At 54.2% G+C, this 24,241-nt stretch carries 26 protein-coding genes and 1 other annotated feature; of the genes, 16 read left to right on the top strand and 10 right to left on the bottom strand.

Annotated elements, in window-relative coordinates:
* Window positions 1–302: 302 nt before the first annotated feature.
* Window positions 303–785 (bottom strand): SsrA-binding protein SmpB, encoded by a 483-nt coding sequence (gene smpB / locus RT197_RS16720; RefSeq protein WP_312952276.1) that lies wholly within the window; start codon window positions 783–785, stop codon window positions 303–305.
* Between the two features lie 150 nt (window positions 786–935).
* On the opposite strand from smpB, the gene RT197_RS16725 reads away from it, so the two are divergent.
* The gene (locus RT197_RS16725) at window positions 936–1,373 is read left to right on the top strand and encodes a type II toxin-antitoxin system RatA family toxin (protein WP_312952277.1); all 438 of its coding nucleotides are present in this window, start codon (window positions 936–938) and stop codon (window positions 1,371–1,373) included.
* A complete protein-coding gene (locus tag RT197_RS16730; protein ID WP_312952278.1) occupies window positions 1,363–1,656 on the top strand; it encodes an RnfH family protein in 294 nt (97 codons plus the stop codon). The genes RT197_RS16725 and RT197_RS16730 overlap by 11 nt, the downstream gene beginning before the upstream one ends.
* A gap of 35 nt (window positions 1,657–1,691) precedes the next feature.
* Here the strand turns inward: RT197_RS16730 and bamE are convergent, their stop codons facing one another.
* From bamE to nadK, 3 genes are all read right to left on the bottom strand, one after another.
* Window positions 1,692–2,033, bottom strand: coding sequence for an outer membrane protein assembly factor BamE (gene bamE / locus RT197_RS16735; RefSeq protein WP_312952279.1), 342 nt, complete (start codon window positions 2,031–2,033; stop codon window positions 1,692–1,694).
* 149 nt (window positions 2,034–2,182) lie between these two features.
* The gene (recN, locus tag RT197_RS16740; RefSeq protein ID WP_312952280.1) at window positions 2,183–3,844 is read right to left on the bottom strand and encodes a DNA repair protein RecN; all 1,662 of its coding nucleotides are present in this window, start codon (window positions 3,842–3,844) and stop codon (window positions 2,183–2,185) included.
* An 86-nt stretch (window positions 3,845–3,930) separates the two neighbouring features.
* A complete protein-coding gene (nadK, locus tag RT197_RS16745) occupies window positions 3,931–4,809 on the bottom strand; it encodes an NAD(+) kinase (protein ID WP_312952281.1) in 879 nt (292 codons plus the stop codon).
* Between the two features lie 122 nt (window positions 4,810–4,931).
* Here nadK and grpE point away from each other — a divergent pair, with 122 nt between their 5' ends.
* Window positions 4,932–5,522 carry a nucleotide exchange factor GrpE gene (gene grpE / locus RT197_RS16750; protein WP_312952282.1) on the top strand — a complete coding sequence of 197 codons (591 nt, stop codon included), beginning with the start codon at window positions 4,932–4,934 and terminating at the stop codon, window positions 5,520–5,522.
* Window positions 5,523–5,607: 85 nt separating this feature from the next.
* Here grpE and RT197_RS16755 read toward each other — a convergent pair whose 3' ends face one another.
* Both RT197_RS16755 and RT197_RS16760 read right to left on the bottom strand, forming a co-directional pair.
* Window positions 5,608–6,894, bottom strand: coding sequence for an HlyC/CorC family transporter (locus tag RT197_RS16755; RefSeq protein WP_312952298.1), 1,287 nt, complete (start codon window positions 6,892–6,894; stop codon window positions 5,608–5,610).
* Window positions 6,895–6,904: 10 nt separating this feature from the next.
* Window positions 6,905–7,696, bottom strand: a complete 792-nt coding sequence (locus tag RT197_RS16760) for an inner membrane protein YpjD (RefSeq protein WP_312952283.1) — start codon at window positions 7,694–7,696, stop codon at window positions 6,905–6,907.
* Between the two features lie 165 nt (window positions 7,697–7,861).
* Here RT197_RS16760 and ffh point away from each other — a divergent pair, with 165 nt between their 5' ends.
* The 10 genes from ffh (at window position 7,862) to RT197_RS16810 (ending at window position 16,800) form a co-directional block, all read left to right on the top strand.
* A complete protein-coding gene (gene ffh / locus RT197_RS16765) occupies window positions 7,862–9,223 on the top strand; it encodes a signal recognition particle protein (protein WP_312952284.1) in 1,362 nt (453 codons plus the stop codon).
* A gap of 256 nt (window positions 9,224–9,479) precedes the next feature.
* Entirely contained in the window at window positions 9,480–9,728 is a 249-nt protein-coding gene (gene rpsP / locus RT197_RS16770) for a 30S ribosomal protein S16 (RefSeq protein WP_312952285.1), read from the top strand.
* An 18-nt stretch (window positions 9,729–9,746) separates the two neighbouring features.
* Window positions 9,747–10,295, top strand: coding sequence for a ribosome maturation factor RimM (rimM, locus tag RT197_RS16775; RefSeq protein ID WP_312952286.1), 549 nt, complete (start codon window positions 9,747–9,749; stop codon window positions 10,293–10,295).
* 45 nt (window positions 10,296–10,340) lie between these two features.
* A complete protein-coding gene (trmD, locus tag RT197_RS16780) occupies window positions 10,341–11,108 on the top strand; it encodes a tRNA (guanosine(37)-N1)-methyltransferase TrmD (protein ID WP_312952287.1) in 768 nt (255 codons plus the stop codon).
* Between the two features lie 41 nt (window positions 11,109–11,149).
* On the top strand, window positions 11,150–11,497 hold the full coding sequence (gene rplS / locus RT197_RS16785) for a 50S ribosomal protein L19 (protein ID WP_012134695.1): 348 nt from the start codon (window positions 11,150–11,152) through the stop codon (window positions 11,495–11,497).
* A 135-nt stretch (window positions 11,498–11,632) separates the two neighbouring features.
* Window positions 11,633–12,046, top strand: a complete 414-nt coding sequence (locus RT197_RS16790) for a DUF2946 domain-containing protein (RefSeq protein ID WP_409529703.1) — start codon at window positions 11,633–11,635, stop codon at window positions 12,044–12,046.
* Between the two features lie 56 nt (window positions 12,047–12,102).
* Complete coding sequence (locus tag RT197_RS16795) at window positions 12,103–13,467, top strand: PepSY-associated TM helix domain-containing protein (protein ID WP_312952288.1); 1,365 nt, start codon at window positions 12,103–12,105, stop codon at window positions 13,465–13,467.
* 189 nt (window positions 13,468–13,656) lie between these two features.
* Window positions 13,657–14,727: a 3-deoxy-7-phosphoheptulonate synthase AroF gene (gene aroF, locus RT197_RS16800; protein WP_312952289.1), complete on the top strand. Its 1,071-nt coding sequence runs from the start codon at window positions 13,657–13,659 to the stop codon at window positions 14,725–14,727.
* Window positions 14,728–14,737: 10 nt separating this feature from the next.
* The gene (gene tyrA, locus RT197_RS16805) at window positions 14,738–15,859 is read left to right on the top strand and encodes a bifunctional chorismate mutase/prephenate dehydrogenase (protein WP_312952290.1); all 1,122 of its coding nucleotides are present in this window, start codon (window positions 14,738–14,740) and stop codon (window positions 15,857–15,859) included.
* 68 nt (window positions 15,860–15,927) lie between these two features.
* Window positions 15,928–16,800: an SMP-30/gluconolactonase/LRE family protein gene (locus tag RT197_RS16810; RefSeq protein ID WP_312952291.1), complete on the top strand. Its 873-nt coding sequence runs from the start codon at window positions 15,928–15,930 to the stop codon at window positions 16,798–16,800.
* Here RT197_RS16810 and pheA read toward each other — a convergent pair.
* The 4 genes from pheA to bamD all read right to left on the bottom strand — a co-directional run bounded on the left by pheA (window position 16,797) and on the right by bamD (window position 19,551).
* Window positions 16,797–17,957: a bifunctional chorismate mutase/prephenate dehydratase gene (gene pheA, locus RT197_RS16815; protein WP_312952292.1), complete on the bottom strand. Its 1,161-nt coding sequence runs from the start codon at window positions 17,955–17,957 to the stop codon at window positions 16,797–16,799. The two genes, RT197_RS16810 and pheA, sit on opposite strands and share 4 nt — an antisense overlap.
* 21 nt (window positions 17,958–17,978) lie before the next feature.
* Window positions 17,979–18,104: a sequence feature (Phe leader region), on the bottom strand.
* Window positions 18,056–18,103: a pheA operon leader peptide PheL gene (pheL, locus tag RT197_RS16820; RefSeq protein WP_103678196.1), complete on the bottom strand. Its 48-nt coding sequence runs from the start codon at window positions 18,101–18,103 to the stop codon at window positions 18,056–18,058. It overlaps the preceding feature by 48 nt.
* A 103-nt stretch (window positions 18,105–18,207) precedes the next feature.
* The gene (gene raiA / locus RT197_RS16825) at window positions 18,208–18,555 is read right to left on the bottom strand and encodes a ribosome-associated translation inhibitor RaiA (RefSeq protein WP_312952293.1); all 348 of its coding nucleotides are present in this window, start codon (window positions 18,553–18,555) and stop codon (window positions 18,208–18,210) included.
* Between the two features lie 258 nt (window positions 18,556–18,813).
* The gene (gene bamD / locus RT197_RS16830; protein ID WP_312952294.1) at window positions 18,814–19,551 is read right to left on the bottom strand and encodes an outer membrane protein assembly factor BamD; all 738 of its coding nucleotides are present in this window, start codon (window positions 19,549–19,551) and stop codon (window positions 18,814–18,816) included.
* 130 nt (window positions 19,552–19,681) lie between these two features.
* Between bamD and rluD the strand changes: the two genes are divergently transcribed.
* The 3 genes from rluD (at window position 19,682) to clpB (ending at window position 24,089) form a co-directional block, all read left to right on the top strand.
* Window positions 19,682–20,662, top strand: coding sequence for a 23S rRNA pseudouridine(1911/1915/1917) synthase RluD (gene rluD, locus RT197_RS16835; protein ID WP_312952295.1), 981 nt, complete (start codon window positions 19,682–19,684; stop codon window positions 20,660–20,662).
* Entirely contained in the window at window positions 20,659–21,390 is a 732-nt protein-coding gene (gene yfiH / locus RT197_RS16840) for a purine nucleoside phosphorylase YfiH (RefSeq protein WP_312952296.1), read from the top strand. Before rluD ends, yfiH begins: the two co-directional genes overlap by 4 nt.
* A 125-nt stretch (window positions 21,391–21,515) precedes the next feature.
* Complete coding sequence (gene clpB, locus RT197_RS16845; protein WP_312952297.1) at window positions 21,516–24,089, top strand: ATP-dependent chaperone ClpB; 2,574 nt, start codon at window positions 21,516–21,518, stop codon at window positions 24,087–24,089.
* The last annotated feature ends 152 nt before the right edge of the window (window positions 24,090–24,241 follow it).

Below are 24,241 nucleotides of genomic sequence, written 5' to 3' on the forward strand. Positions count from 1 at the left end.
TAATTATAAAAGGTTTATTTGCCAGTTATTACGGAGATTTGGGAAGTAAAACGCCTGATAATTTTTTTAAAAAACACTATTAAAATAAAAAAGATTAAATAGCGTATAATAAATATGATATATCATGGCGGTGCTTAAGCGATTCAGTCGAAATAAATATGATTTGTATTTGCTTTTTGTGTCTTTACGCCACGACGAGGAATATTTATTAAGATAAACGGGTGAAAGTGAAATAATGGACGGGGAGAGTCTGAAATAATTTACCCGATTACACCGTGCTGACTGCAATCGGGTTTCTGTGCTTAACGCCCGGCATGTTTCATGATGCGCGCTTTATCAACCTGCCATTCGCGATCTTTAATGTCAGAACGCTTGTCATGCTGTTTCTTACCTTTCGCAACGCCGATTTTCACTTTGCACCAGGCATTTTTCCAGTACAGCGAGAGTGCAACGACGGTGTAGCCTTCGCGATTAACGCGCCCGTAGAGGGAGTCCAGCTCGCGCTGGTTAAGCAACAGTTTACGGGTACGAACCGGATCGCAGACCACGTGCGAGGAGGCGACCGTCAGCGGGGTGAAGTTTGCGCCAAACAGATACGCTTCGCCGTCTATCAGAATGACATAGCTGTCGCTGATATTGGCCTTACCCGCGCGCAGAGATTTTACTTCCCAGCCCTGTAACGCCAGGCCCGCTTCAAACTCTTCTTCGATAAAGTATTCGTGACGGGCGCGTTTATTCAGCGCAATGGTGGCTGATCCAGGTTTGTGTGCTTTTTTCTTCGTCATAGTGTCCTGAACATCGCTAATCTGATCTCAAACTGCCTCAACGCTCCTGCGAGGCGTAATGGGGTATCTTAGCACGAGTTGCGGCAGAGCGTTTTTTTTAACTTGTGATAAATGTTATTATTTATGCAGTGTATGTACCCAGGAATTGCTATGCCACAGATTAATCGTACTGCTCTGGTGCCCTACAGCGCGGAGCAGATGTACCAGTTAGTGAATGACGTGGACTCTTACCCGGAGTTTATCCCTGGCTGTACCGGTAGCCGCGTGCTGGAGTCCGGGCCGACGCAGATGACGGCGGCGGTTGACGTCTCGAAAGCCGGGATCAGTAAAACATTCACCACCCGCAACACGCTCAACAGTAATCAAAGCATTCTGATGCATCTGGTGGATGGGCCATTTAAGAAGCTTATCGGCGGCTGGAAGTTTACCCCGCTCGGTCAGGACGCCTGTAAGATTGAGTTTCAGCTTGATTTTGAGTTTACCAACATGCTGATTGAACTGGCGTTTGGCCGTATTTTCAAAGAGCTGGCTTCCAGCATGGTGCAGGCTTTTACGGCGCGGGCCAAAGAGGTTTACAGTGCCGGATAACGTCACCGTTGAAGTCGCTTACGGGCTGCCGGAAAAGCAGTATTTACTGAAGGTGACGCTAAAGGCGGGCGCTACGGTTGAAGACGCGATCCGCTCTTGTGGCCTGCTGGCGCTGCGCACGGAAATCGATCTCACGCAGAACAAAGTGGGGATCTACAGCCGTCCGGTGAAGTTACAGGATCGCGTGCAGGACGGTGACCGGGTGGAGATTTATCGCCCACTGATTGCCGACCCGAAAGAGCTGCGTCGCCAGCGGGCAGAGAAGGCCGTTAACAAAATATAAAAAAGGTGCCGAAGGGCACCTTTTACTTTTGTTTCTTACTGGTCGGTCAGCGCGGGTTTGTTGTCTATGTTCGTCAACTTACCGCTGCTGTCGAAGGTCAGCGTCAGTGTCTGCTGGGTGACGTCTTCATGACCTGGCTGCTGGCGGAAAACGTAGAACCAGGTGTTGGAGCCAAACGGATCGGACATCATCGGCGTGCCCAGAGCGTAGGCGACTTGCTGTTGCGTCATACCGACGCGAATTTTTGAGACGTCGTTAGGTGTCAGATAGTTTCCCTGGTTGATGTCAGGGCGGTAAACCACTCGCTCCAGAGTGGAACAGCCTGCGGTCAACATCAGAAGAACCGCTGCGGCAGCAGTCAGCGTTTTACAGCGCATAGTGATTTGATTCCTTTTCGGGCCCGAGCAGTACGCGGCTCATATGTATTGTGCCGATGATAATAGACCTTTCATCACTTTAAAACCTTTTGCTGTCAGGTCCGACGGCGTTTTTGTTTTGTACTCTGACCGTTAAGGGGCAAAAAAGTTTACGCCGCCAGCAGTTCTTTCGCATTTGCGAGAGTGTTGCGCGTGACTTCGCTACCGCCAAGCAGGCGCGCCAGCTCCTGCAAACGCGCGCGCTTGTCGAGCGGCTGCATGTGGGTTTCGGTCATCTCGCCGTCGGTTTCTTTGCTGACCACAAAGTGATGATGACCGCAGCCTGCAACCTGCGGCAGGTGGGTGACGCACATCACCTGGGTGGATTCCCCCAACTGACGCAGCAGTTTTCCGACCACGGCAGCGGTTGGTCCGCTGATACCCACATCCACTTCATCGAAAATCAGCGCCGGGGTTTCCATTTTACGGGCGGTGATCACCTGAATCGCCAGCGCAATGCGCGACAGCTCGCCGCCGGAAGCGACTTTGGCAATCGGCTGTAGCGGCTGACCAGGGTTGGTGGTGACGCGGAATTCAATGCGGTCAGCGCCTTCCGCCGTCAGGTGGTGCTCGTCAAAGCTGACGTCAATGGTAAAGAGGCCGTGCGGCATGGCGAGCGTATGCATACTGTCAGTGATGAGCGTTGCCAGCTCCTGCGCGCTGGCCTGGCGGCGCTGATGCAGCTGCTGCGCGGTTTCCAGCGCCTGCTGACGATGTTTACTGACCGCGAGAACCAGGGTTTCCTGGGAGTCGGCCTGATCGTCAAGGAGCTGCTGTTCATCAAGCAGCGACTGGTGGAACTGCGGCAGCTCTTCCGGACTGACATGATGCTTACGCGCCAGCGCAATCTGGCGAGAGATCCGCTGTTCCAGTTCATAAAGGCGGTTAGGGTCCAGATCCAGACGATCGCTGTAGTGGCGCAGCTCTTCACTGGCTTCACTAAGCTGGATGGTCGCTTCTTCCAGCATATCCAGCACGCCGGAGAGCTTGCTGTCCATGCTGATTAGCTCGCTCACCAGCTGCTTCGCGGCGTACAGCTGGCTTTGCAGATTGACGTCTTCACCGTCGGCCAGCAGATCCAGCGCCTGCTGGCTGGTGCTCAGCAACTGGCCGCTGTTGGCCAGGCGTTTGTACTCTTCGTCGATTTGCTCGAACTCGCCGGGCTGCGGGTGGAACTCGTTCAGCTCTTTTAATTGGTACTGAAGCAGTTCCGCACGCGCGGCGCGCTCATGGCTTTGCTGCTGGTGCTGCGCAAGCAGGCGGCAGCTTTGATGCCACAAATGGTAGTGCTCTGCCATCTGCTGCATGATGTCAGCTTCACCGGCGTAGCCGTCCAGCAGATTTTTTTGGTGTTCCGGTTTGATGAGCAACTGGTGCGCGTGCTGGCCGTGGATTTGAATCAGCAACTGACCCAGTTCACGCAGCTGTGACAGCGGGACCGCCGTGCCGTTAATAAAGCCACGGGAGCGGCCATCGCTGCTGATGGCGCGACGCAGCAGGCACTCGCGACCGTCCTCAAGCTGGTTGGCTTCAAGCCAGCGCAGGGCGGCAGGGGTGTCTTTCAGGGAGAAGCGGGCGCACAGGTCGGCGCGGCTGGCACCGGCGCGGACCATATCCGCTTCGGCGCGACCGCCCAGGCACAGCCCTAACGCATCAATTGCAATGGATTTACCCGCACCGGTCTCACCGGTGATGGCGGTCATTCCGCTGTGAAAGTCGATTTCGAGTTTACGAACGATGGCAAAATTGCTGATGGTAAGTTGTGCCAACATAGCTGCCTTCCTGTATGAAAAACCATAACTGTGTTTTCATACAGTATAAACAGGTTTTTTATCCAGTAAAGACCCGCAGCGTTAAATTAAAATAATTTTTTTGACCAGCCGAGTTTTGCGCTTAACGTATTGAAATAGTTATAGTCTTTGGGGTGGATTAAGTTCAGGTGATAGTCGCTGCGGCGGATCAATACGTCTTCCCCTTCCTGAATTGGCAGGGCGATCTGACTGTCGCAGCTGATTTCAAGGTCGCTACCGTGATGCGAAAAACGCAGGCGAATGGTGCTGCTGCTGTTGATAACCAGCGGGCGCGCCGAGAGCGTATGCGGAAACATCGGCACCAGGGTGATGGCGTCGAGCGACGGCGTTAAAATCGGGCCACCGGCGGAGAGGGAGTAGGCCGTGGAGCCGGTTGGCGTCGAGATAATCAGGCCATCCGAACGCTGTGAGAACGCGAAGACTTCATCGATGTACACTTCGAACTCAATCATATGCGCCACTTTTCCGGGATGGAGTACCACCTCGTTAATCGCGGTGCTCAGGCGCTTCTGGCACGCTTTCTGGCATACCTGCGCTTCCAGCAGGAAGCGTTTTTCACTGATGTAATGGCCTTCCAGCACGTCTGCCAGCTGCTGGTGCGCGTTGTCAGGATCAAGATCGGTCAGGAAGCCCAGATTGCCACGGTTAATGCCGATAACCTTAATATCATAGCGGGCCAGTGTCCGCGCCGCGCCGAGCATATTCCCGTCTCCGCCGACCACGACGGCTAAATCCGCCTGCTGACCAATTTCCGCCAGCGTGCCGGTGCGCACGTCGCTTAATTTCAATTCCTGGGCAATTTGCTGCTCAACGATGACCTCGTAGCCTCTGGCAGTGAGCCAGCGGTACAGCATTTCATGTGTGGTGAGTGCGGTAGGGTGACGCGGGTGTCCGACAATACCAATGCACTTGAAATGAGCGTTCATTTTCGGGTGATCCTTGTGCCAGTGATTGATGACAATGTGAGAGCTTCCCTTGAAACCAGGAATCCGATCCCCATAATAAGCGAAGTTAGCGAGATGATTGCGAAAAAAACGCGGAGAAATTCATGAGTAGTAAAGAACAGAAAACGCCTGAGGGACAAGCCCCGGAAGAAATTATTATGGATCAGCACGAAGACGTTGAGGCCGTTGAGCCAGATGTTTCCGCTGAGCAGGTGGATCCGCGCGATGAAAAAATTGCGAGTCTTGAAGCACAGCTGGCCGAGGCCCAGACTCGCGAGCGCGAAAGCCTGCTGCGTAGTAAAGCGGAAATGGAAAACCTGCGCCGTCGCACCGAGCTGGACGTAGAAAAGGCGCACAAGTTTGCGCTGGAGAAGTTCATCAACGAACTGCTGCCGGTTGTCGACAGCCTGGATCGCGCGCTGGAAGTGGCGGATAAAGCGAACCCGGACCTGGCTCCGATGGTTGAAGGTATTGAGCTGACGCTGAAGTCGATGCTGGATGTGGTGCGTAAGTTTGGCGTGGAAGTCATTTCCGACACTAACGTCCCGCTGGACCCGAACGTGCATCAGGCGATTGCGATGGTCGAGTCAGAAGATGTCGCAGCGGGCAACGTGCTGGGCGTGATGCAAAAAGGCTATACTCTGAACGGTCGTACCATTCGCGCAGCGATGGTGACTGTGGCGAAGGCGAAGTAAATTTAAGGCCGCTCGCAAGGGCGGCCGTTTTGTTGCCTGCGTTAACCTAAAAAAGCCCGTACATCCACCTACGTTGTGGGCAGGGCTACTCTTTCACGCTCTCGCGCAGCGGCTTCACCGGGATCACCCGCACCTGTTTAATCATATTGTCCTGGACATCAAGGATGTCGATATCGTACTGACCGATGCGCACGCGCGTTTCGGCGGCAGGGATTTCTTCCAGCGCTTCCAGCAGCATACCGTTGATCGTGCGGGCATCGTCTTCCGGCAGTCGCCAGTTGAAGGCTTTATTAAGTTCGCGCACATTGGCGCTGCCGTCGATGATCACCGAACCGTCATTTTGCGGCGTGACTTCTTCCGCCAGCGTTGGTGACATTGAGGTCGTGAAGTCGCCGACGATTTCTTCGAGAATATCTTCGACCGTCACCAGCCCCTGAATATCACCGTATTCATCCACCACCAGGCCGACTTTCTTTTTGTTGCGCTGAAATTTCACCAGTTGGGTGCTCAGCGGCGTTCCTTCCGGAACGTAGTAAATTTCGTCTGCCGCCCGCAGCATCACCTCTTTGGTGAACTCTTTCTTTTCCTGCATCAGCCGCCAGGCTTCACGCACCCGTAGCATACTGATGGTGTCATCCAGCGAGTCGCGGTAAAGCACAATGCGCCCGTGGGGGGAGTGGGTGAGCTGGCGGACGATGGATTTCCAGTCATCGTTGATATCGATGCCGATAATTTCGTTACGCGGCACCATGATGTCGTTAACGCTGACTTTTTCCAGATCGAGAATGGACAGCAGCATGTCCTGGTTACGGCGGGAGATTTGCGAGCGGGATTCGTTCACCAGAGTGCGCAATTCGTCTTTGCTCAGCGAACCGCTGATCACGACGTCCGTTTTAATCCCCATCATGCGCATCAGCATTCGCGCAATGGTATTCAGAAACCAGACCAGCGGAAGCATCAGAATTTGCAGCGGCGCGAGCAGAAAACTGCTCGGATAGGCGACTTTTTCCGGGTAGAGCGCGGCGATGGTTTTCGGCAGCACTTCGGCAAACACCAGCACCACAAAGGTGAGGATACCGGTGGCAATGGCGACGCCTGCATCTCCGTACAGGCGCATCCCGACGATAGTGCCGAGGGCGGAAGCAAGAATGTTAACCAGGTTGTTGCCGATGAGTACCAGGCTTATCAGCCGATCCGGTTTACGCAGTAGTTTTTCGACGCGTTTCGCCGCACGATTCCCCTGTTTCGCCAGGTGTCTCATGCGATAACGGTTGAGCGTCATCATGCTTGTTTCAGAACCGGCAAACCACGCGGAGATGACCACCATGATAATCAGCGTGACGATCAGCGTGGTGGTAGAGATGTGTTCCAGGGAAAGCTCCTTAGCTTACGAACTGCTGTACAACGCGGCTGCCAAAATACGCCAGCGTCAGAATGCACGCGCCCGCAACGTTAAACCAGACAACGCGACGACCCCGCCATCCTTTATGATAGTGTCCCCACAGCAGAACGATATAAACAAACCACGCAATAATGGACAGCACGGCTTTATCGATGTTTTCCATGCTGAAAAGGTTGTGCATGTAAAACAGGCCGGTACACAGCGTCAGGGTCAGCAGCACTACGCCAATCTGGGTAATGTGGAACATTTTACGTTCAATGCTCATCAGCGGCGGCATTTCGCTGTTAAAGACCAGCTTTTTGTTTTTGAGCTGGTAGTCAATCCAGGCCAACTGGAGCGCATACAGCGCGGCAATGATCAGCGTCGAGTAAGAGAACAGCGACAGGCCAATATGCACCATCATGCCCGGCGTCGCTTCCAGGTGCGTGATGTACTCATTCGGTACAAAAGTGGCGAAGGCGAGATTAATTAGCGCAAAGCTGTACACCACCGGCAGCAGCAGCCAGCCGCGATTGCGCGAGGCAACGATGGTCATCACCGTACAAATCATCAGGCTGACCAGCGAACCGACGTTTAACAGGCTCAGATTTTGCCCGCTTTCTTCACCGGGGAAAATACGTGCTTCCAGCGCAAAAGCGTGGCAAATCAGCGCGATAACCGCAGAAATGATAGCCATTTTTCGCCAGCCGCTGTTTTTCTGAAGCAGGCCGGGAATAATCAGCGCGAGGCTGAATGAATAGGCGACGAGAGCGAGCAGCGCAAAAACAGGCATAGGTGTATTGACGGTTCACTGGGAAGAAAGAAAAGCAGTATAACGTTACGTGACCTTCGCTCCAACCGTTGCATAACAACAAAGGCGGCTTCATGTTATACTCCGGCAAAATTCTGATTATGTGTCGCGCGAGCGACCGACCGTTTCCACCGCAGGCGAGAGACAATGTTTGATAATTTAACCGATCGTTTGACGCGCACGCTGCGCAATATCAGTGGCCGTGGACGCCTTACTGAAGAAAACGTTAAAGAGACGCTGCGTGAAGTGCGTATGGCGCTGCTGGAGGCTGACGTTGCGCTGCCGGTAGTGCGTGAGTTTATCAATCGCGTAAAAGAGAAAGCGGTTGGTCATGAAGTTAACAAGAGCCTGACGCCGGGTCAGGAATTCGTCAAAATCGTGCGTGACGAGCTGGTCGCGTCGATGGGCGAAGAAAACCAGGTGCTGAATCTGGCGGCCCAGCCTCCGGCCGTGGTGCTGATGGCAGGCTTGCAGGGTGCGGGTAAAACTACCAGCGTCGGCAAGCTGGGTAAATTCCTGCGCGAGAAGCACAAGAAGAAAGTGCTGGTGGTTTCCGCCGACGTTTATCGCCCGGCGGCGATCAAGCAGCTTGAGACGCTGGCCGAGCAGGTCGGCGTTGATTTCTTCCCGTCCGACGTCGGTCAGAAACCGGTCGATATCGTTAACGCCGCGCTGAAAGAAGCGAAGCTCAAATTCTACGATGTGCTGCTGGTGGATACCGCCGGTCGTCTGCACGTTGACGAAGCGATGATGGACGAAATCAAGCAGGTTCATGCGGCCATCAATCCGGTTGAAACCCTGTTTGTCGTCGATGCCATGACCGGTCAGGATGCGGCAAATACCGCCAAGGCCTTCAACGAAGCGCTACCGCTTACCGGCGTGGTGCTGACCAAAGTCGACGGCGATGCGCGCGGCGGTGCGGCACTTTCTATTCGTCATATCACCGGCAAGCCGATCAAATTCCTCGGCGTCGGTGAAAAGACCGAAGCGCTGGAGCCGTTCCACCCGGACCGTATCGCTTCGCGTATCCTCGGCATGGGCGACGTGCTGTCGCTGATCGAAGATATCGAAAGCAAAGTTGACCGTGCGCAGGCTGAAAAACTGGCCTCCAAGCTGAAGAAGGGTGACGGTTTCGACCTGAACGACTTCCTTGAGCAGCTTAAGCAGATGAAAAACATGGGCGGCATGGCGAGCCTGATGGGCAAGCTGCCGGGCATGGGGCAGATCCCGGATAACGTTAAATCGCAGATGGACGATAAAGTCCTCGTGCGCATGGAAGCTATCATCAACTCCATGACCCTGAAAGAACGCGCGAAGCCGGAAATCATTAAAGGTTCCCGCAAGCGCCGTATCGCTACCGGCTGCGGGATGCAGGTTCAGGACGTCAACCGGATGCTGAAACAGTTCGACGACATGCAGCGCATGATGAAAAAGATGAAGAAGGGCGGGATGGCGAAGATGATGCGCGGAATGAAGGGCATGATGCCGCCCGGTTTTCCAGGCCGCTAAAACAAGGGTATAAGGCTATCTTGTTTGCCATTTTAGTCCCGCGGTGTGCTCAAAATGCTCACGTACTGCGTGTACGCTCCGCTTTCTGCGCGCACGCCGGAACTAAACTGGCTGCACCGATATACGCCTTCTATCCTCAGTATCAAGATGCTGATTGCAATTTCCCCAGAAATCAGTAAAATTTTCGGGCTTTTAATATGACACCGGGCTCCGTTCCTCGACGGGGCCTGGTGTTTTATTCACACAAGAGGATGTTATGGTAACTATTCGTTTAGCTCGTCACGGCGCTAAAAAGCGTCCGTTCTACCAGGTTGTTGTCACTGACAGCCGTAACGCACGTAACGGTCGCTTCATTGAGCGCGTTGGTTTCTTCAACCCAATCGCCAGCGAAAAAGAAGAAGGCACTCGCCTGGATCTGGATCGCATCGCTCACTGGGTTGGCCAGGGCGCGACTATCTCCGATCGCGTTGCTACGCTGATCAAAGAAGCAAAAAAAGCAGCTTAATCTGTCACGGTGGTCATGATGAGCAAGCAACTCGCCGCACAGGTTCCCGTTGAACCGGTTGTACTGGGAAAAATGGGGTCGCCCTACGGTATTCGTGGTTGGCTCAGAGTGTTTTCTTCCACTGAAGACGCCGAAAGCATTTTTGACTATCAGCCCTGGTTTATCCAGAAGGCGGGTCAGTGGCAGCCAGTACAGCTCGAAAGCTGGAAGCACCACAATCAGGATTTGATCATCAAGCTGAAAGGCGTTGACGATCGTGATGCCGCGAATTTGTTGACTAATTTTGAAATTGTCGTCGATTCAACGCAGTTGCCGCAGCTCGAAGAGGGTGACTATTACTGGAAAGACCTTATGGGTTGCCAGGTAGTAACGTCTGAAGGCTACGATCTCGGTAAAGTCACTGACATGATGGAGACCGGGTCAAATGACGTTCTCGTCATCAAGGCAAACCTGAAAGATGCGTTTGGTATCAAGGAACGTCTCGTACCGTTCCTCGATGGGCAGGTTATCAAGAAAGTCGATCTCGCTACTCGTACTATCGAAGTAGATTGGGATCCTGGTTTTTAAACCACCGAATAAACGGTAAAAGACGGCATCAATGGGGATTGGCTTGTGTTCATTGGTATAGTTAGCCTGTTTCCTGAAATGTTTCGCGCAATTACCGATTACGGGGTAACTGGCCGGGCAGTAAAAAATGGCCTGCTGAACATCCAGAGCTGGAGTCCTCGTGACTTCGCCCATGACCGGCACCGTACCGTGGACGATCGTCCTTACGGCGGCGGACCGGGGATGTTAATGATGGTGCAACCCTTGCGGGATGCCATTCATGCAGCAAAAGACGCGGCAGGTGAAGGCGCAAAGGTGATTTATCTTTCACCTCAGGGACGCAAGCTTGATCAAGCGGGCGTGAGCGAGCTGGCAACGAATCAGAAACTGATTCTGGTGTGTGGTCGCTATGAAGGCGTAGACGAGCGCGTAATTCAAACCGAGATTGACGAAGAATGGTCTATCGGCGATTACGTTCTCAGTGGGGGTGAGTTACCGGCAATGACGCTAATTGACTCGGTCGCCCGGTTTATTCCGGGAGTTCTGGGCCATGAAGCTTCAGCAACGGAAGATTCCTTTGCTGACGGGTTGCTGGACTGTCCGCACTATACGCGTCCTGAAGTGTTAGCAGAGATGGAAGTACCGGCGGTTTTACTGTCGGGGAACCATGCTGAGATACGTCGCTGGCGTTTGAAGCAGTCGCTGGGCCGGACCTGGCTTAGAAGACCTGAACTTCTGGAAAACCTGGCTCTGACTGAAGAGCAAGCAAGGTTGCTGGCGGAGTTCAAAAAGGAACACGCACAACAGCAACATAAACATGATGGGACGGCGTAAGCCCCCGATATATCAGTTTACCCAGGATAAGAGATTAAATTATGAGCAACATTATTAAGCAACTTGAACAAGAGCAGATGAAGCAGGACGTACCTTCCTTCCGTCCGGGTGATACCGTGGAAGTGAAAGTATGGGTTGTTGAAGGTTCCAAAAAACGTCTGCAGGCATTCGAGGGCGTGGTTATCGCTATTCGTAACCGCGGTCTGCACTCTGCATTCACTGTTCGCAAAATTTCCAACGGCGAAGGCGTAGAGCGTGTTTTCCAGACTCACTCTCCGGTTGTTGACAGCATTGCTGTTAAACGTCGTGGTGCTGTACGTAAAGCTAAACTGTACTACCTGCGTGAGCGTACTGGTAAGGCTGCTCGTATCAAAGAGCGTCTTAACTAAGATATCGCTTAAGCGACATCCGTATAAAAGGGCTGGCCAGAGGGCTGGCCCTTTTTTCATGCCTCATTAGCGCATTGCGTTAACTCTTTCGACATAAATCATTTACACTATCCCTTCGCAGCAGGAGGGGAAGTGATCGGTCACGCATTACGTCAGCCAGGTAAAATGCGCGCGGCAGCATGGCTCGCGCTGTTTGCGATCCTGCTGATTGTGGTGGCCCCGCTGATTTCAGTCTCCCTGCAAAAAGATCCCATGAGCGCCATGCCGGGAATGCATCACGATATGAGTATGATGGCGGATCACGCCGGACATCATACGCACGATGCGCCGGTCACTATGCCGGTCGATCATGGCGAGGCGTGTGGCTACTGCGTGCTGCTGGCTCACGTTCCCGGCCTTCTGCTGGCGCTGGCTATCCTGCTGTGCGGCATGCTGCTGCGGCTGAAAACCCGACCGCCGCGCCCGACGATTAAGCACTGGCATTTCTTTCCCTGGCTGTATCCCGATACCCGCGCGCCGCCGCGCACGTCTGCTTTACCCCGATTCTGACTTTACGTTTATGCGCACCTGCGCATAACGCTGTTTGACTTTATCCGAGGAAAAGTATGACTACCTGCACCCCACGCGCAGCATGGCTGACCCTGCTACGGCGTCTTCATTTTTATATCGGCCTGTTCATCGGCCCGTTTATTTTTGTGGCGGCCCTTACCGGGACGCTCTACGTCGCCACGCCACAGCTGGAAGAGTGGCGCTATACCGATGCCCTGCACGGCACGACACACGGGCAGAGTCAGCCGCTGGCGGCGCAAATTGCGATTGCGGAACAGGCCAGCGGCGGCCATTTGCCTGTTCAGGCGGTGCGCCCCGGGCTGGAGCCAGGTGAGACAACGCGGGTGATGTATGCCGATCCGACACTCAGCGCGTCTGAAAGCCGGGCTATTTTTATCGATCCGGTAACGCTGGCGGTTAAAGGAGATATGACAGTGTACGGCACCAGCGGTATTTTACCGCTGCGGCAGTGGATTGATTATGCACACCGCTCGCTGCTGCTCGGCGATCCCGGCAGGCTGTACAGTGAACTGGCGGCTTCATGGATGTGGATCGCCGCGCTGGGAGGCATTGCGCTGTGGTTTTTTACCCGACCAAAACGGCGGTTAAATAATGCGTTTCAGAAAACGCGCCGTCTGCACGTGACTCTCGGTTGGCTGCTGCTGGCGGGAATGCTGCTGTTTTCCGCGACCGGATTAACCTGGTCGCAGTGGGCGGGCGGCAACGTGGATAAAATGCGCGCGGCCTTTAACTGGCTTACTCCGCAGGTGAATACCCAGCTCCACGGGGCGGCGGAAATCCACGATCCGCACGCGGAACATCATGCACACCATGGCGGCAGGGTGATGGCCGAAAGCAGCCTGAAGCTGGCGCAGTTTGATGAGGTGTTACAGGCGGCACAGGCGGCAGGGATCGACGCCAGACGGCTTGAGATCCGCCCGGCCCACAGCGCCGATCGCGCATGGACCGTAAGCGAAATCGACCGCCGCTGGCCGACACAGGTCGATGCGGTGGCTATCGACGCCGGGACACTGCGCGTTATCGACAGCACCCATTTTGCCGACTTCCCGCTAATGGCAAAGCTCACCCGCTGGGGCGTGGATTTTCATATGGGCGTCCTGTTTGGCCTGCCAAATCAGCTTTTATTGATCGCCTTCGGCAGCGCGCTGTGCGTAAGTATCGTGATGGGCTACCGGATGTGGTGGATGCGTCGTCCGGCTCCCGGCACGACAAGTCAGGCAGCATCGCTGCTGCAAAGCGTATGGCAACTGCCCTGGTCCGGGCAGATAGCAGCGTGGGTTATTGCGCTTTTGCTGGGGCTGGCGATGCCGGTATTGGGCGTCAGCCTGCTGCTGTTTGTGCTGATTGATTGCCTGCGCTGGCGGAGGGCTGAAACACGCACGATGGATTCTGGCCGCTGAGAAGAAAACCGCTTGTCGGTTATCTGTAATTAATTATTTACGATTTTCAGCCATGAAAAGGGCGGTTATTTTGCTTTTGTAAAGTAAAGTGTACGTATTTTGTATTGAAAACTTTACCTCGTATGATATTGTAGATTCCTCCTTCGGGAGGAACCTTCTATCGCAAACGAGCATTACAGGATCGCTATCATGCAAAAAGACGCGCTGAACAACGTACATATCACTGACGAACAGATTTTGATCACCCCGGAGCAGCTTAAAGCCCAGTTTCCGCTGAGCGCGGCCCAGGAAGCGCAGATTGCGCAGTCACGCAAAACGATCTCCGACATCATCGCCGGGCGCGATCCGCGTTTGCTGGTGGTATGTGGTCCCTGTTCAATCCACGATCCTGAAACGGCTCTGGAGTATGCACGTCGATTTAAAAGCCTTGCCGCAGAGGTCAGCGATAGCCTCTATCTGGTGATGCGCGTCTATTTTGAAAAACCCCGCACCACCGTCGGCTGGAAGGGGCTGATTAACGATCCGCATATGGATGGCTCGTTTGACGTTGAGGCCGGTCTGAAAATTGCGCGCCAGTTGCTGGTTGAGCTGGTGAGCATGGGCCTGCCGCTGGCGACCGAAGCGCTCGATCCGAATAGCCCGCAGTACCTGGGCGATCTGTTCAGCTGGTCGGCGATTGGCGCGCGTACGACGGAATCGCAAACTCACCGCGAGATGGCGTCCGGGCTTTCTATGCCAGTGGGCTTTAAAAATGGCACCGACGGTAGCCTGGCAACGGCGATCAACGCGATGCGCGCTGCCGCCCAGTCTCACCGTTTTGTCGGCATCAATCAGGCGGGGCAGGTATGTCTGCTGCAAACGCAGGGGAACCCGGACGGGCATGTGATCCTGCGTGGAGGCAAAGCGCCTAACTACAGTCCGGCAGATGTGGCCCAGTGTGAAAAAGAGATGGCGCAGGCGGGACTCAAACCGTCGCTGATGATAGATTGCAGCCACGGTAATTCGAATAAAGACTACCGCCGCCAGCCTGCCGTTGCGGAGTCCGCAATTGCACAGATTAAAGATGGCAATCGTTCTATCGTGGGTTTAATGATTGAAAGTAATATTCATGAAGGAAATCAGTCATCTGAACAGCCGCGCAGCGCTATGCAGTACGGTGTTTCCGTAACCGATGCCTGCATCAGTTGGGAAACGACCGACGCGCTGCTGCGCGAAATCGATCGCGATCTGAAAGGCCATATGGCGGCGCGTCTCGCATAAGAGGTTGGTTATGGTTGCTGAGTTGACCGCGCTGCGCGATCAAATTGATGAAGTTGATAAGGCGCTGCTGGCACTGCTGGCGCGTCGTCTGGAATTAGTCGCCGAGGTGGGCGAGGTTAAAAGCCAGTTTGGTCTGCCGATTTACGTGCCGGAGCGCGAGGCGTCAATGCTGGCCTCCCGGCGTAAGGAAGCCGAAGCGCTCGGCGTGCCGCCGGATCTGATTGAAGACGTGCTGCGCCGGGTGATGCGCGAATCTTACTCCAGCGAAAACGATAAAGGCTTTAAAACGCTGCGCCCTTCGCTGCGTCCGGTGGTCATTGTTGGCGGCGGCGGGCAAATGGGCCGCCTGTTTGAAAAAATGCTGACCCTGTCCGGCTACCAGGTCAGAGTGCTTGAAAAAGATGACTGGGCGCGTGCGGAAGAGATCGTCGCGGATGCCGGAATGGTCATTGTCAGCGTACCGATCCACGTGACGGAACAGGTCATCGGCCAGCTTCCGGCGTTGCCGGACGATTGTATTCTGGTCGATCTGGCGTCGGTAAAAAATGGACCGCTTCAGGCGATGCTGGCCGCGCACACCGGCCCGGTGCTGGGGCTACATCCGATGTTTGGCCCGGATAGCGGTAGCCTCGCCAAGCAGGTGGTGGTGTGGTGCGACGGTCGCCAGCCGGAAGCATATCAGTGGTTTCTGGAGCAGATGCAGGTCTGGGGCGCACGATTGCACCGTATCAGCGCGGTAGAACACGATCAGAACATGGCGTTTATCCAGGCGTTACGCCACTTTGCGACCTTCGCTTATGGTTTACATCTGGCGGAAGAAAACGTGCAGCTTGAGCAACTGCTGGCGCTCTCTTCGCCGATCTACCGGCTGGAGCTGGCAATGGTTGGGCGACTGTTTGCCCAGGATCCGCAGCTTTACGCGGATATTATTATGGCGTCCGGCAGCAATCTGGCGCTGATCAAACGCTATTACCAGCGTTTTGGCGATGCTATCAAACTGCTGGAGCAGGGTGATAAACAGGCGTTCATCGACAGCTTCCGTAAAGTGGAGCACTGGTTTGGTGATTATGCCCAGCGTTTCCAGAGTGAAAGCCGCGTATTGCTGCGTCAGGTGAACGATAGCCGTCAGTAATGTAAAAGCCGTATATACTCAAAAGCCAGACGGGAAACCGCTGGCTTTTTTTATTTAGGGAGGAGCGTATGGCTGAACCGCAACCGCTGTTTGATTATGTCGGACATTTACCGGAGTGTCCCACCTGGAGCGAAGAAGAACAGGCGCTTTACTGGGCGGATATTATTGAAGGCGAAATCCACCGCTATCATCCCCGGCGCGGTGAGCATCAGGTGCTCCAGTTCCCCGAAGAGGTTGGCTGCTTCGCACTACGCGAGAAGGGCGGATTTATCGTCGCGCTGCGCAATGCTATCTGGCTCACCGACGCGCGCGGTCTGCTGACGCATAAAGTTTGCGATAACCCGTCTAATCCCCAACTGGCGCGATTTAACGACGGCGGCACCGACCGCGATGGCCGCTTTTATGCCGGGACATTCTGGGCACCCGGCGATTATAACGGCGCGCTGCTGGTCAGAGTTGATAATGACCTGACGCCGCATGTGATACAGAGCGATATTCTCGGCTCTAACGGCCTCGCATTCAGCGAGGACAAACAGTGGATGTATTCTTCCGACACGCCAAATAATGTGATTTACCGTACGCCGCTGGATGCACAGGGTGAACCTGGCGCGCGTGAAATCTTTCGCCAGTTCAGCGAGAGCGAAGGTAGCCCGGACGGCGCGGCGGTAGACGTTGAAGGATGCTACTGGAGCGCGTTGTATGACGGCTGGCGCATCGCCCGCTTTTCACCGCAGGGCGAGCGACTGGAAGAGTATCGCTTACCGGTGCGTTGTCCGACGATGGTCTGTTTCGGCGGCAGCGACATGAAAACGCTGTTTATCACCACCACGCGCGAAAATATGGATGCGCAGGAAACCGCGCAGTATCCGCTTTCCGGGGCGATCTTCACCCTGCCGGTGAGCGTGGCAGGGGTGAAGAAGCGGGCGTTTATCGAGCGTTAAGTCGGATCTACCGGTACGACGTTTTCACCCGGATAGCAGCCCAGCACTTTCATTGAGCGGGTGATTGTCGTCAGCTCTTTCAGCGCTTTCTGCATTTCAGCAGATTGCAGATTGGCCTGGATATCCAGGTAGAACATTTCTTCCCACGGATTGCCGTAAATTGGGCGCGACTCCAGTTTGGTCATGATCAAATTGTGGTTGCGCAGCACCAGCAATGCTTCAACCAGTGCCCCGGCCTGCTGTCCTGTGGCGATGAGCAACGTGGTTTTAGCCGGAACCTGATCGGAGACGTCGATGGCTTTACGCGCCAGCACCAGGAAACGGGTGAAGTTCTGCGTTTGATTGGCCTGAATACGCTCCAGCACCTGCAGGCCGTAAAGCGCGCCGCCCGCCTCGCTGCCGAGCGCGGCGACATGCGGCGAAGCGGCATGAGCGACTTTCTCCATGGCCGCCGACGTGCTTTCGGTGTATTCGATTTTCCAGTGCGGATAGCCGTTAAGGAACTGGCTGCACTGCTGGAATGGCTGCGGATGGCTGTAAACCGTCTGAATACGATCCACATCGGTCGCGGCAGAAACCAGCAAACAGTGGTCGATAGTCACCGTCATCTCGCCGACGATAGAAAGCGAAGTATGCTGGAGCAGATCGTAGACGTCGTTAATCGGTCCGGAGCTGGTGTTCTCAATCGGTACGACCGCGTAATCGGCCTGGCCTGTTTCGACCTGGTTAAAGATGTCGGCAAATTTCGGGCAGCCGCTTTCGATAAACTCCTCAAAATGGCGGGCGGCATACTGACGCGCGGCCAGATGCGAGTAGGAACCCTTAGGGCCGAGAAAGGCGATTCGCGCGGAATGAGGATTGGTTTTATTCAGATGCTGCTGAAGCAAAGCCTGCTGGGTAAGCACCGAATCTTCAATAATGAGCTGAAACAGACGGGTAATGTAATGACCATCGAGATGGTGGGTTTTGCCCAACTGAATTAGCCTTTCCAGTAACGCACGTTCGCGGTCAACATCACGCACCGGGCGGTGAGAAGTCAGCTTGGCTTTGCCCACTTCAACAGCCAGACCACGACGCTCCGCCAGCAGCGCCAGCAGTTGTTCATCCAGCGCGCTGATTTTATCGCGCAGGGCCAGTAACGGGTTTTCCTCAGTCATAGTGTCGCCTGTCTCTTGTCCATAAAAAAAGCCTCCCGCGGTGGGAGGCTTGATTGTTCGTCTTCGCATTCTTTGTTTTACGACGAAACGCCTCCCGTTCAGGGGAAGGTAAAAAAGAATGCGAAGAAAAACGGGATGATTTTCATAAAAAATTCCTTAACTCGATGGAGCTAAAGTACCCGTACTGTTTTCACTCTGTCAACAAAAAACGCGCCCGAAGGCGCGTTGGCGATACACTCAATATAAAGGATTACTCTTCTTCCTGAACTTCTTCTTCGGCTAAGTTGGCATCTTTTACCGAGGTCGCGGCACGACGCGCTTCGCCTTTGTGCTGCACTTTATTGAGCTGCCGTTCCAGCTTGTTGATCAATTCGTTGATGGCGGCGTACATATCTTCATGTTTTGCGCTGGCAACCAGGTGGCCGTTAGGCGTGTTAATCGTCGCATCAGCCGTAAAACCCTGAGGTTCTTTTGACAGAATAATGTGCGGGTTTATCAGGTGTGTTTGCCATTTATCGAGTTTGGCGAGACGGTCAGCGACATGTTGGCGTATTGCCGGGGTGATTTCCATTTGCTTGCTGGTAATGTTCATTGTCATAAATTTTACCTCTTGTCTTTCCGTCTTGGTGATATCAGCATAACGTGCCTGAGGTCAAAATGCGTGATTGGAATCACGTTTTTTTGTCACTTTTTGTCAATGAAGGTATTTTGTGAGGCAAAACATGAAGAGCCGTCTTTTTGCTTGAAAGGGGGCAGGTTTACGGTCATATTTGATGGGATGACCTGAGCCGAATCGCGGCGGGAATGAATAAAAAAACGGCAGCCCACGGGCTGCCGTTTTACGTGATGAAAGGGATCAAGTGTTGCTGCTGTTAGCGGCAATAATTTTTGCGACCTTCTCCGCCTGCGTATTCATCTGCATTTCGCGATAGGCGTTTTCCATCAGCGGCAGCGCATTACGCGTGGCCTGAGTGTCCGGGTAGTCGCGCAGCATACCTTCGACGCGATTCACTACCGCAACCCATGCGCCGCGTTCGGTGTAGTATTCCGCAACCGCATACTCATATTTGGACAGGCGATCTTTCAGGAATACCAGACGTTTGGTGGCGTCGGTAACATACTGGCTGTTCGGATAACCACGAACCAGCTTCGAGAAATCGGCAAAGGCATCGCGCGCATGAAGCGGATCGCGATCGCTCCGGTCAACCCCGAAGAAACCTTGCAGCGTGCTATCGTCGAGCGCCATATTGGTCAACCCACGCATATACATCACATAGTCAATGTTCGGATGGGTGGGGTTCAGACGCATAAAGCGGTCGATAGACGCCTGGGCCAGCGGCAGATCGGCATTTTTATAGTATGCATAGATCAGATCCAGCTGTACCTGCTGTGAGTAAGGACCAAATGGATAACGGTTATCCAGCGCTTCCAGTTGCGTTATCGCTTGTTTCCAGTTACCGTCCTGCAGTTTTTGCTGAGCAGTCGCGTAAATTTCCGCAGGCGGATTATCAGGTACCTCTTCCTTTGAGCCGGAGCACCCCACCAAAGCCAGGCTCAGTGTGGCTGCTGCCACCAGATATTTCATGCGCGTCATGACGTTTTGACTTCCTCAGAATGTTTATGCGGGAGATTAACTGTTCCTGCTCCCGATTAAGACCAGCTACAATAGCACACTATATTATACGGCAAAGCCGTAAAACCCAACGTTAACGAAGAAGCTGTCTATGGCACAACAAGTACAACTCACCGCAACGGTGTCCGAAACTCAACTCGGTCAACGCTTAGATCAAGCTTTGGCCGAATTGTTCCCTGATTATTCGCGATCGCGCATAAAAGATTGGATCCTCAGTCAGCAGGTACAGGTTAACGGCAAAATTTGCGACAAACCAAAAGAGAAAGTGTTGGGCGGCGAAAGCGTCGCAATCAATGCTGAAATTGAAGAAGAAGCGCGTTTCGAGCCACAGAATATCCCGCTCGATATTGTCTATGAAGATGAAGACATTCTGGTTATCAACAAGCCGCGCGATCTGGTCGTGCATCCAGGCGCAGGGAACCCGGATGGCACCGTATTAAACGCCCTGCTTTACTACTATCCGCCAATTGTCGATGTTCCGCGGGCGGGTATCGTTCACCGTCTTGATAAAGACACTACCGGGCTGATGGTGGTGGCGAAAACCGTTCCGGCGCAGACTCGTTTAGTTGAGTCTCTGCAACTGCGCGAAATTACCCGCGAGTATGAAGCGGTGGCTATCGGCCATATGACGGCAGGTGGCACGGTTGAAGAACCGATCAGCCGCCATCCGACAAAGCGCACCCATATGTCCGTGCATCCGATGGGGAAACCGGCGGTTACACACTATCGCATTATGGAGCATTTCCGCATCCACACGCGTCTGCGTCTGCGTCTGGAAACCGGGCGTACTCACCAGATCCGCGTACATATGTCGCATATCACCCATCCGCTGGTGGGCGATCAGCTGTACGGTGGTCGTCCGCGTCCGCCGAAGGGCGCGTCGGAAGAGTTCATTACTGCGCTGCGCAAGTTTGACCGTCAGGCGCTGCACGCAACTATGCTGCGTCTGTATCACCCGATTAGCGGCATTGAAATGGAGTGGCATGCGCCTATTCCACAGGATATGGTCGATCTTATTGCCGCCATGCGTGCCGATTTTGAAGAACATAAAGACGATGTGGCCTGGCTATGACCCAGCCAATTATTCCACAGTGGCCGATGCCGGAAGGCGTTGGCGCATGCAGCTCTACCCGCATCGGCGGAGTGAGCCTGCCGCCGTATGACTCGCTGAATCTGGGTGCCCACTGCGGTGATAACCCGGCGCACGTTGAGGAGAACCGCCAGCGCCTGTTTACGGCAGGCGGTTTGCCTGAGAAACCGGTCTGGCTGGAGCAGGTGCACGGGAAAGACGTGTTGCAACTGACCGGCGGCCCCTGTCTTTCTAAGCGCGCCGATGCGTCGTACAGCTCGACTCCCGGCACTGTATGCGCGGTGATGACGGCGGACTGCCTGCCGGTGCTGTTTTGTAATCGCGCGGGAACGGAAGTCGCCGCTGCCCATGCAGGCTGGCGTGGGCTGTGTGAAGGCGTGCTGGAAGAGACGATCGCCTGTTTCCGGGATCGGCCGGAAAACATTCTGGCCTGGCTTGGTCCGGCTATCGGCCCGCAGGCTTTTGAAGTGGGCGCGGAAGTGCGGGAAGCGTTTATGGCAAAAGATGCAAACGCCGCGAGCGCGTTCCGTGCCGCTGGCGAAAAATACTTTGCCGATATTTATCAGCTTGCCCGCCAGCGCCTGGCTCGCGTTGGGGTCAGCGACGTTTACGGTGGCGACCGCTGTACCTTTGGCGAAAGCCAGCAATTTTTCTCTTATCGCCGCGACAAAACCACCGGCCGTATGGCAAGTTTTATTTGGCTGCGATAACCTGTAGAATCAAGACGATCCAGACGTACCTTTTTTTTCACATACTCAGGTCTTTAACCTTGAATAATTGAGGGATGACCTCATTTAATCTCCAGTAGCAAATTTGACCTGTTATGGGAGGAATTATGCGTCTGGATCGTCTTACTAATAAATTCCAGCTTGCTCTTGCCGATGCCCAGTCACTCGCACTGGGGCAAGACAATCAATTCATCGAACCCCTGCATCTGATGAGCGCCCTGTTGAATCAGGAAGGGGGATCGATCCGTCCTTTATTAACGTCTGCCGGTATGAATGCCGGTCAGCTACGCACGGCTATCGATCAGGCGCTGAGCCGTTTACCGCAGGTGGAAGGCACCGGCGGCGACGTGCAGCCATCGCAGGATCTGGTGCGGGTGCTGAACCTGTGCGACAAGCTGGCGCAAAAGCGCAACGACAACTTTATTTCGTCAGAACTCTTTGTGCTGGCGGCGCTCGAATCGCGCGGTACGTTGACCGATCTGCTAAAAGCAGCCGGTGCGACCACCGCGAACGTGACGGCGGCGATTGAACAAATGCGTGGAGGTGACAGCGTGAACGATCAAGGGGCTGAAGACCAGCGCCAGGCCTTGAAGAAATATACCGTCGATCTGACCGAGCGTGCCGAGCAGGGCAAACTCGATCCGGTGATTGGTCGTGATGAAGAAATTCGCCGGACGATTCAGGTCCTGCAACGACGCACCAAAAATAACCCGGTGCTGATCGGTGAACCGGGCGTTGGTAAAACTGCCATCGTCGAAGGGCTGGCGCAGCGGATCGTCAACGGTGAAGTGCCGGAGGGCTTAAAAGGCCGCCGTGTGCTGGCGCTGGATATGGGCGCGCTTGTCGCCGGGGCGAAATATCGCGGTGAGTTTGAAGAACGTCTGAAAGGCGTGCTTAACGATCTGTCAAAACAGGAAGGGAATGTGATCCTGTTTATCGACGAATTGCACACGATGGTGGGCGCGGGGAAAGCGGATGGCGCAATGGATGCCGGGAACATGCTGAAACCGGCGCTGGCGCGTGGTGAACTGCACTGCGTCGGGGCGACCACGCTGGACGAATATCGTCAGTACATCGAAAAAGATGCGGCGCTGGAGCGTCGTTTCCAGAAAGTGTTTGTTGCCGAGCCGTCGGTGGAAGATACCATCGCGATTTTGCGCGGTCTGAAAGAGCGTTATGAACTGCATCACCATGTGCAAATCACCGACCCTGCGATCGTCGCGGCGGCCACGCTGTCGCATCGCTATATCGCTGACCGCCAGTTGCCGGACAAAGCGATTGACCTGATCGATGAAGCGGCATCCAGCATTCGTATGCAGATCGACTCGAAACCGGAAGAACTGGACCGTCTGGATCGCCGTATCATCCAGTTAAAACTGGAACAGCAGGCGCTGAAAAAAGAGTCTGACGACGCCAGCCTGAAACGTCTGGATATGCTCAACGAAGAGCTGAGTGATAAAGAGCGTCAATATTCTGCCCTTGAAGAAGAGTGGAAAGCAGAAAAAGCATCGCTTTCCGGTACGCAGACCATCAAAGCCGAACTTGAACAGGCGAAAATCGCCATAGAACAGGCGCGGCGGGTGGGCGACCTGGCGCGAATGTCTGAACTGCAATACGGTAAAATCCCGGAGCTGGAAAAACAGCTTGCGGCAGCCACGCAGTCAGAAGGTAAAACGATGCGTCTGCTGCGTAATAAAGTGACCGACGCGGAAATCGCGGAAGTGCTGGCCCGCTGGACCGGTATTCCTGTTGCGCGGATGCTGGAAGGCGAGCGCGAAAAACTGCTGCGTATGGAGCAGGAATTGCATAGCCGGGTGATTGGCCAGGATGAAGCGGTGGAGGCGGTATCCAATGCGATTCGCCGTAGCCGCGCGGGGCTGTCCGATCCCAATCGACCGATTGGTTCGTTCCTGTTTCTTGGTCCAACCGGGGTCGGTAAAACGGAACTGTGCAAAGCGCTGGCGAACTTTATGTTTGATAGTGACGATGCGATGGTGCGAATCGATATGTCCGAATTTATGGAGAAACATTCGGTTTCGCGGCTGGTGGGTGCGCCTCCGGGATATGTCGGTTATGAAGAGGGCGGGTATCTGACCGAAGCGGTGCGTCGTCGTCCTTATTCCGTCATCCTGCTGGATGAAGTAGAGAAGGCGCATCCTGATGTGTTCAATATCCTGCTTCAGGTGCTGGACGACGGTCGGTTGACTGATGGACAGGGGAGAACGGTCGACTTCCGTAATACGGTAGTCATTATGACCTCAAACCTCGGCTCAGACTTGATTCAGGAACGTTTTGGCGATCTGGACTACGGCAGTATGAAGGAGCTGGTGCTCGGCGTGGTCAGTCATAACTTCCGCCCGGAATTCATCAACCGTATTGATGAAGTCGTCGTGTTCCATCCGTTGGGTGAAAAACACATTGCTTCTATTGCCCGTATTCAGCTTCAGCGGTTGTATCAACGTCTGGAAGAGCGCGGCTACGAAGTTCATATCTCGGACGAGGCGCTGCAACTGCTTAGTCAGAATGGTTACGATCCGGTGTATGGTGCGCGTCCGTTGAAACGCGCGATCCAGCAACAGATTGAAAACCCGCTGGCCCAGCAGATTCTGTCTGGCGCGTTAATACCGGGTAAAGCGATTCGTCTTGAGGTCAATGACAATCGCATTGTGGCTGTGCAATAACGGGCAAAATGACAAAAACGGGCCTTTCAGGTCCGTTTTTGTTTATAAAACAGGCTAAAATACGCTTCTATACGGTGTTTTGGCTGCAAAATGAGCAGTTGATAAGTTTTTTTAAATTTATGCTTGTCACGCCGGAATAACTCCCTATAATG

Source organism: Superficieibacter sp., from assembly GCF_032071645.1.
Taxonomy (GTDB): domain Bacteria; phylum Pseudomonadota; class Gammaproteobacteria; order Enterobacterales; family Enterobacteriaceae; genus Superficieibacter.

Excerpts from the sequence above, each read along its gene's own strand:
- smpB (WP_312952276.1), bottom strand. The coding sequence starts at position 785 with ATGACGAAGAAAAAAGCACACAAACCTGGATCAGCCACCATTGCGCTG.
- RT197_RS16725 (WP_312952277.1), top strand. The coding sequence starts at position 936 with ATGCCACAGATTAATCGTACTGCTCTGGTGCCCTACAGCGCGGAGCAG.
- bamE (WP_312952279.1), bottom strand. The coding sequence starts at position 2,033 with ATGCGCTGTAAAACGCTGACTGCTGCCGCAGCGGTTCTTCTGATGTTG.
- recN (WP_312952280.1), bottom strand. The coding sequence starts at position 3,844 with ATGTTGGCACAACTTACCATCAGCAATTTTGCCATCGTTCGTAAACTC.
- nadK (WP_312952281.1), bottom strand. The coding sequence starts at position 4,809 with ATGAACGCTCATTTCAAGTGCATTGGTATTGTCGGACACCCGCGTCAC.
- grpE (WP_312952282.1), top strand. The coding sequence starts at position 4,932 with ATGAGTAGTAAAGAACAGAAAACGCCTGAGGGACAAGCCCCGGAAGAA.
- RT197_RS16760 (WP_312952283.1), bottom strand. The coding sequence starts at position 7,696 with ATGCCTGTTTTTGCGCTGCTCGCTCTCGTCGCCTATTCATTCAGCCTC.
- ffh (WP_312952284.1), top strand. The coding sequence starts at position 7,862 with ATGTTTGATAATTTAACCGATCGTTTGACGCGCACGCTGCGCAATATC.
- rpsP (WP_312952285.1), top strand. The coding sequence starts at position 9,480 with ATGGTAACTATTCGTTTAGCTCGTCACGGCGCTAAAAAGCGTCCGTTC.
- rimM (WP_312952286.1), top strand. The coding sequence starts at position 9,747 with ATGAGCAAGCAACTCGCCGCACAGGTTCCCGTTGAACCGGTTGTACTG.
- rplS (WP_012134695.1), top strand. The coding sequence starts at position 11,150 with ATGAGCAACATTATTAAGCAACTTGAACAAGAGCAGATGAAGCAGGAC.
- RT197_RS16795 (WP_312952288.1), top strand. The coding sequence starts at position 12,103 with ATGACTACCTGCACCCCACGCGCAGCATGGCTGACCCTGCTACGGCGT.
- aroF (WP_312952289.1), top strand. The coding sequence starts at position 13,657 with ATGCAAAAAGACGCGCTGAACAACGTACATATCACTGACGAACAGATT.
- tyrA (WP_312952290.1), top strand. The coding sequence starts at position 14,738 with ATGGTTGCTGAGTTGACCGCGCTGCGCGATCAAATTGATGAAGTTGAT.
- RT197_RS16810 (WP_312952291.1), top strand. The coding sequence starts at position 15,928 with ATGGCTGAACCGCAACCGCTGTTTGATTATGTCGGACATTTACCGGAG.
- pheA (WP_312952292.1), bottom strand. The coding sequence starts at position 17,957 with ATGACTGAGGAAAACCCGTTACTGGCCCTGCGCGATAAAATCAGCGCG.
- raiA (WP_312952293.1), bottom strand. The coding sequence starts at position 18,555 with ATGACAATGAACATTACCAGCAAGCAAATGGAAATCACCCCGGCAATA.
- bamD (WP_312952294.1), bottom strand. The coding sequence starts at position 19,551 with ATGACGCGCATGAAATATCTGGTGGCAGCAGCCACACTGAGCCTGGCT.
- rluD (WP_312952295.1), top strand. The coding sequence starts at position 19,682 with ATGGCACAACAAGTACAACTCACCGCAACGGTGTCCGAAACTCAACTC.
- yfiH (WP_312952296.1), top strand. The coding sequence starts at position 20,659 with ATGACCCAGCCAATTATTCCACAGTGGCCGATGCCGGAAGGCGTTGGC.
- clpB (WP_312952297.1), top strand. The coding sequence starts at position 21,516 with ATGCGTCTGGATCGTCTTACTAATAAATTCCAGCTTGCTCTTGCCGAT.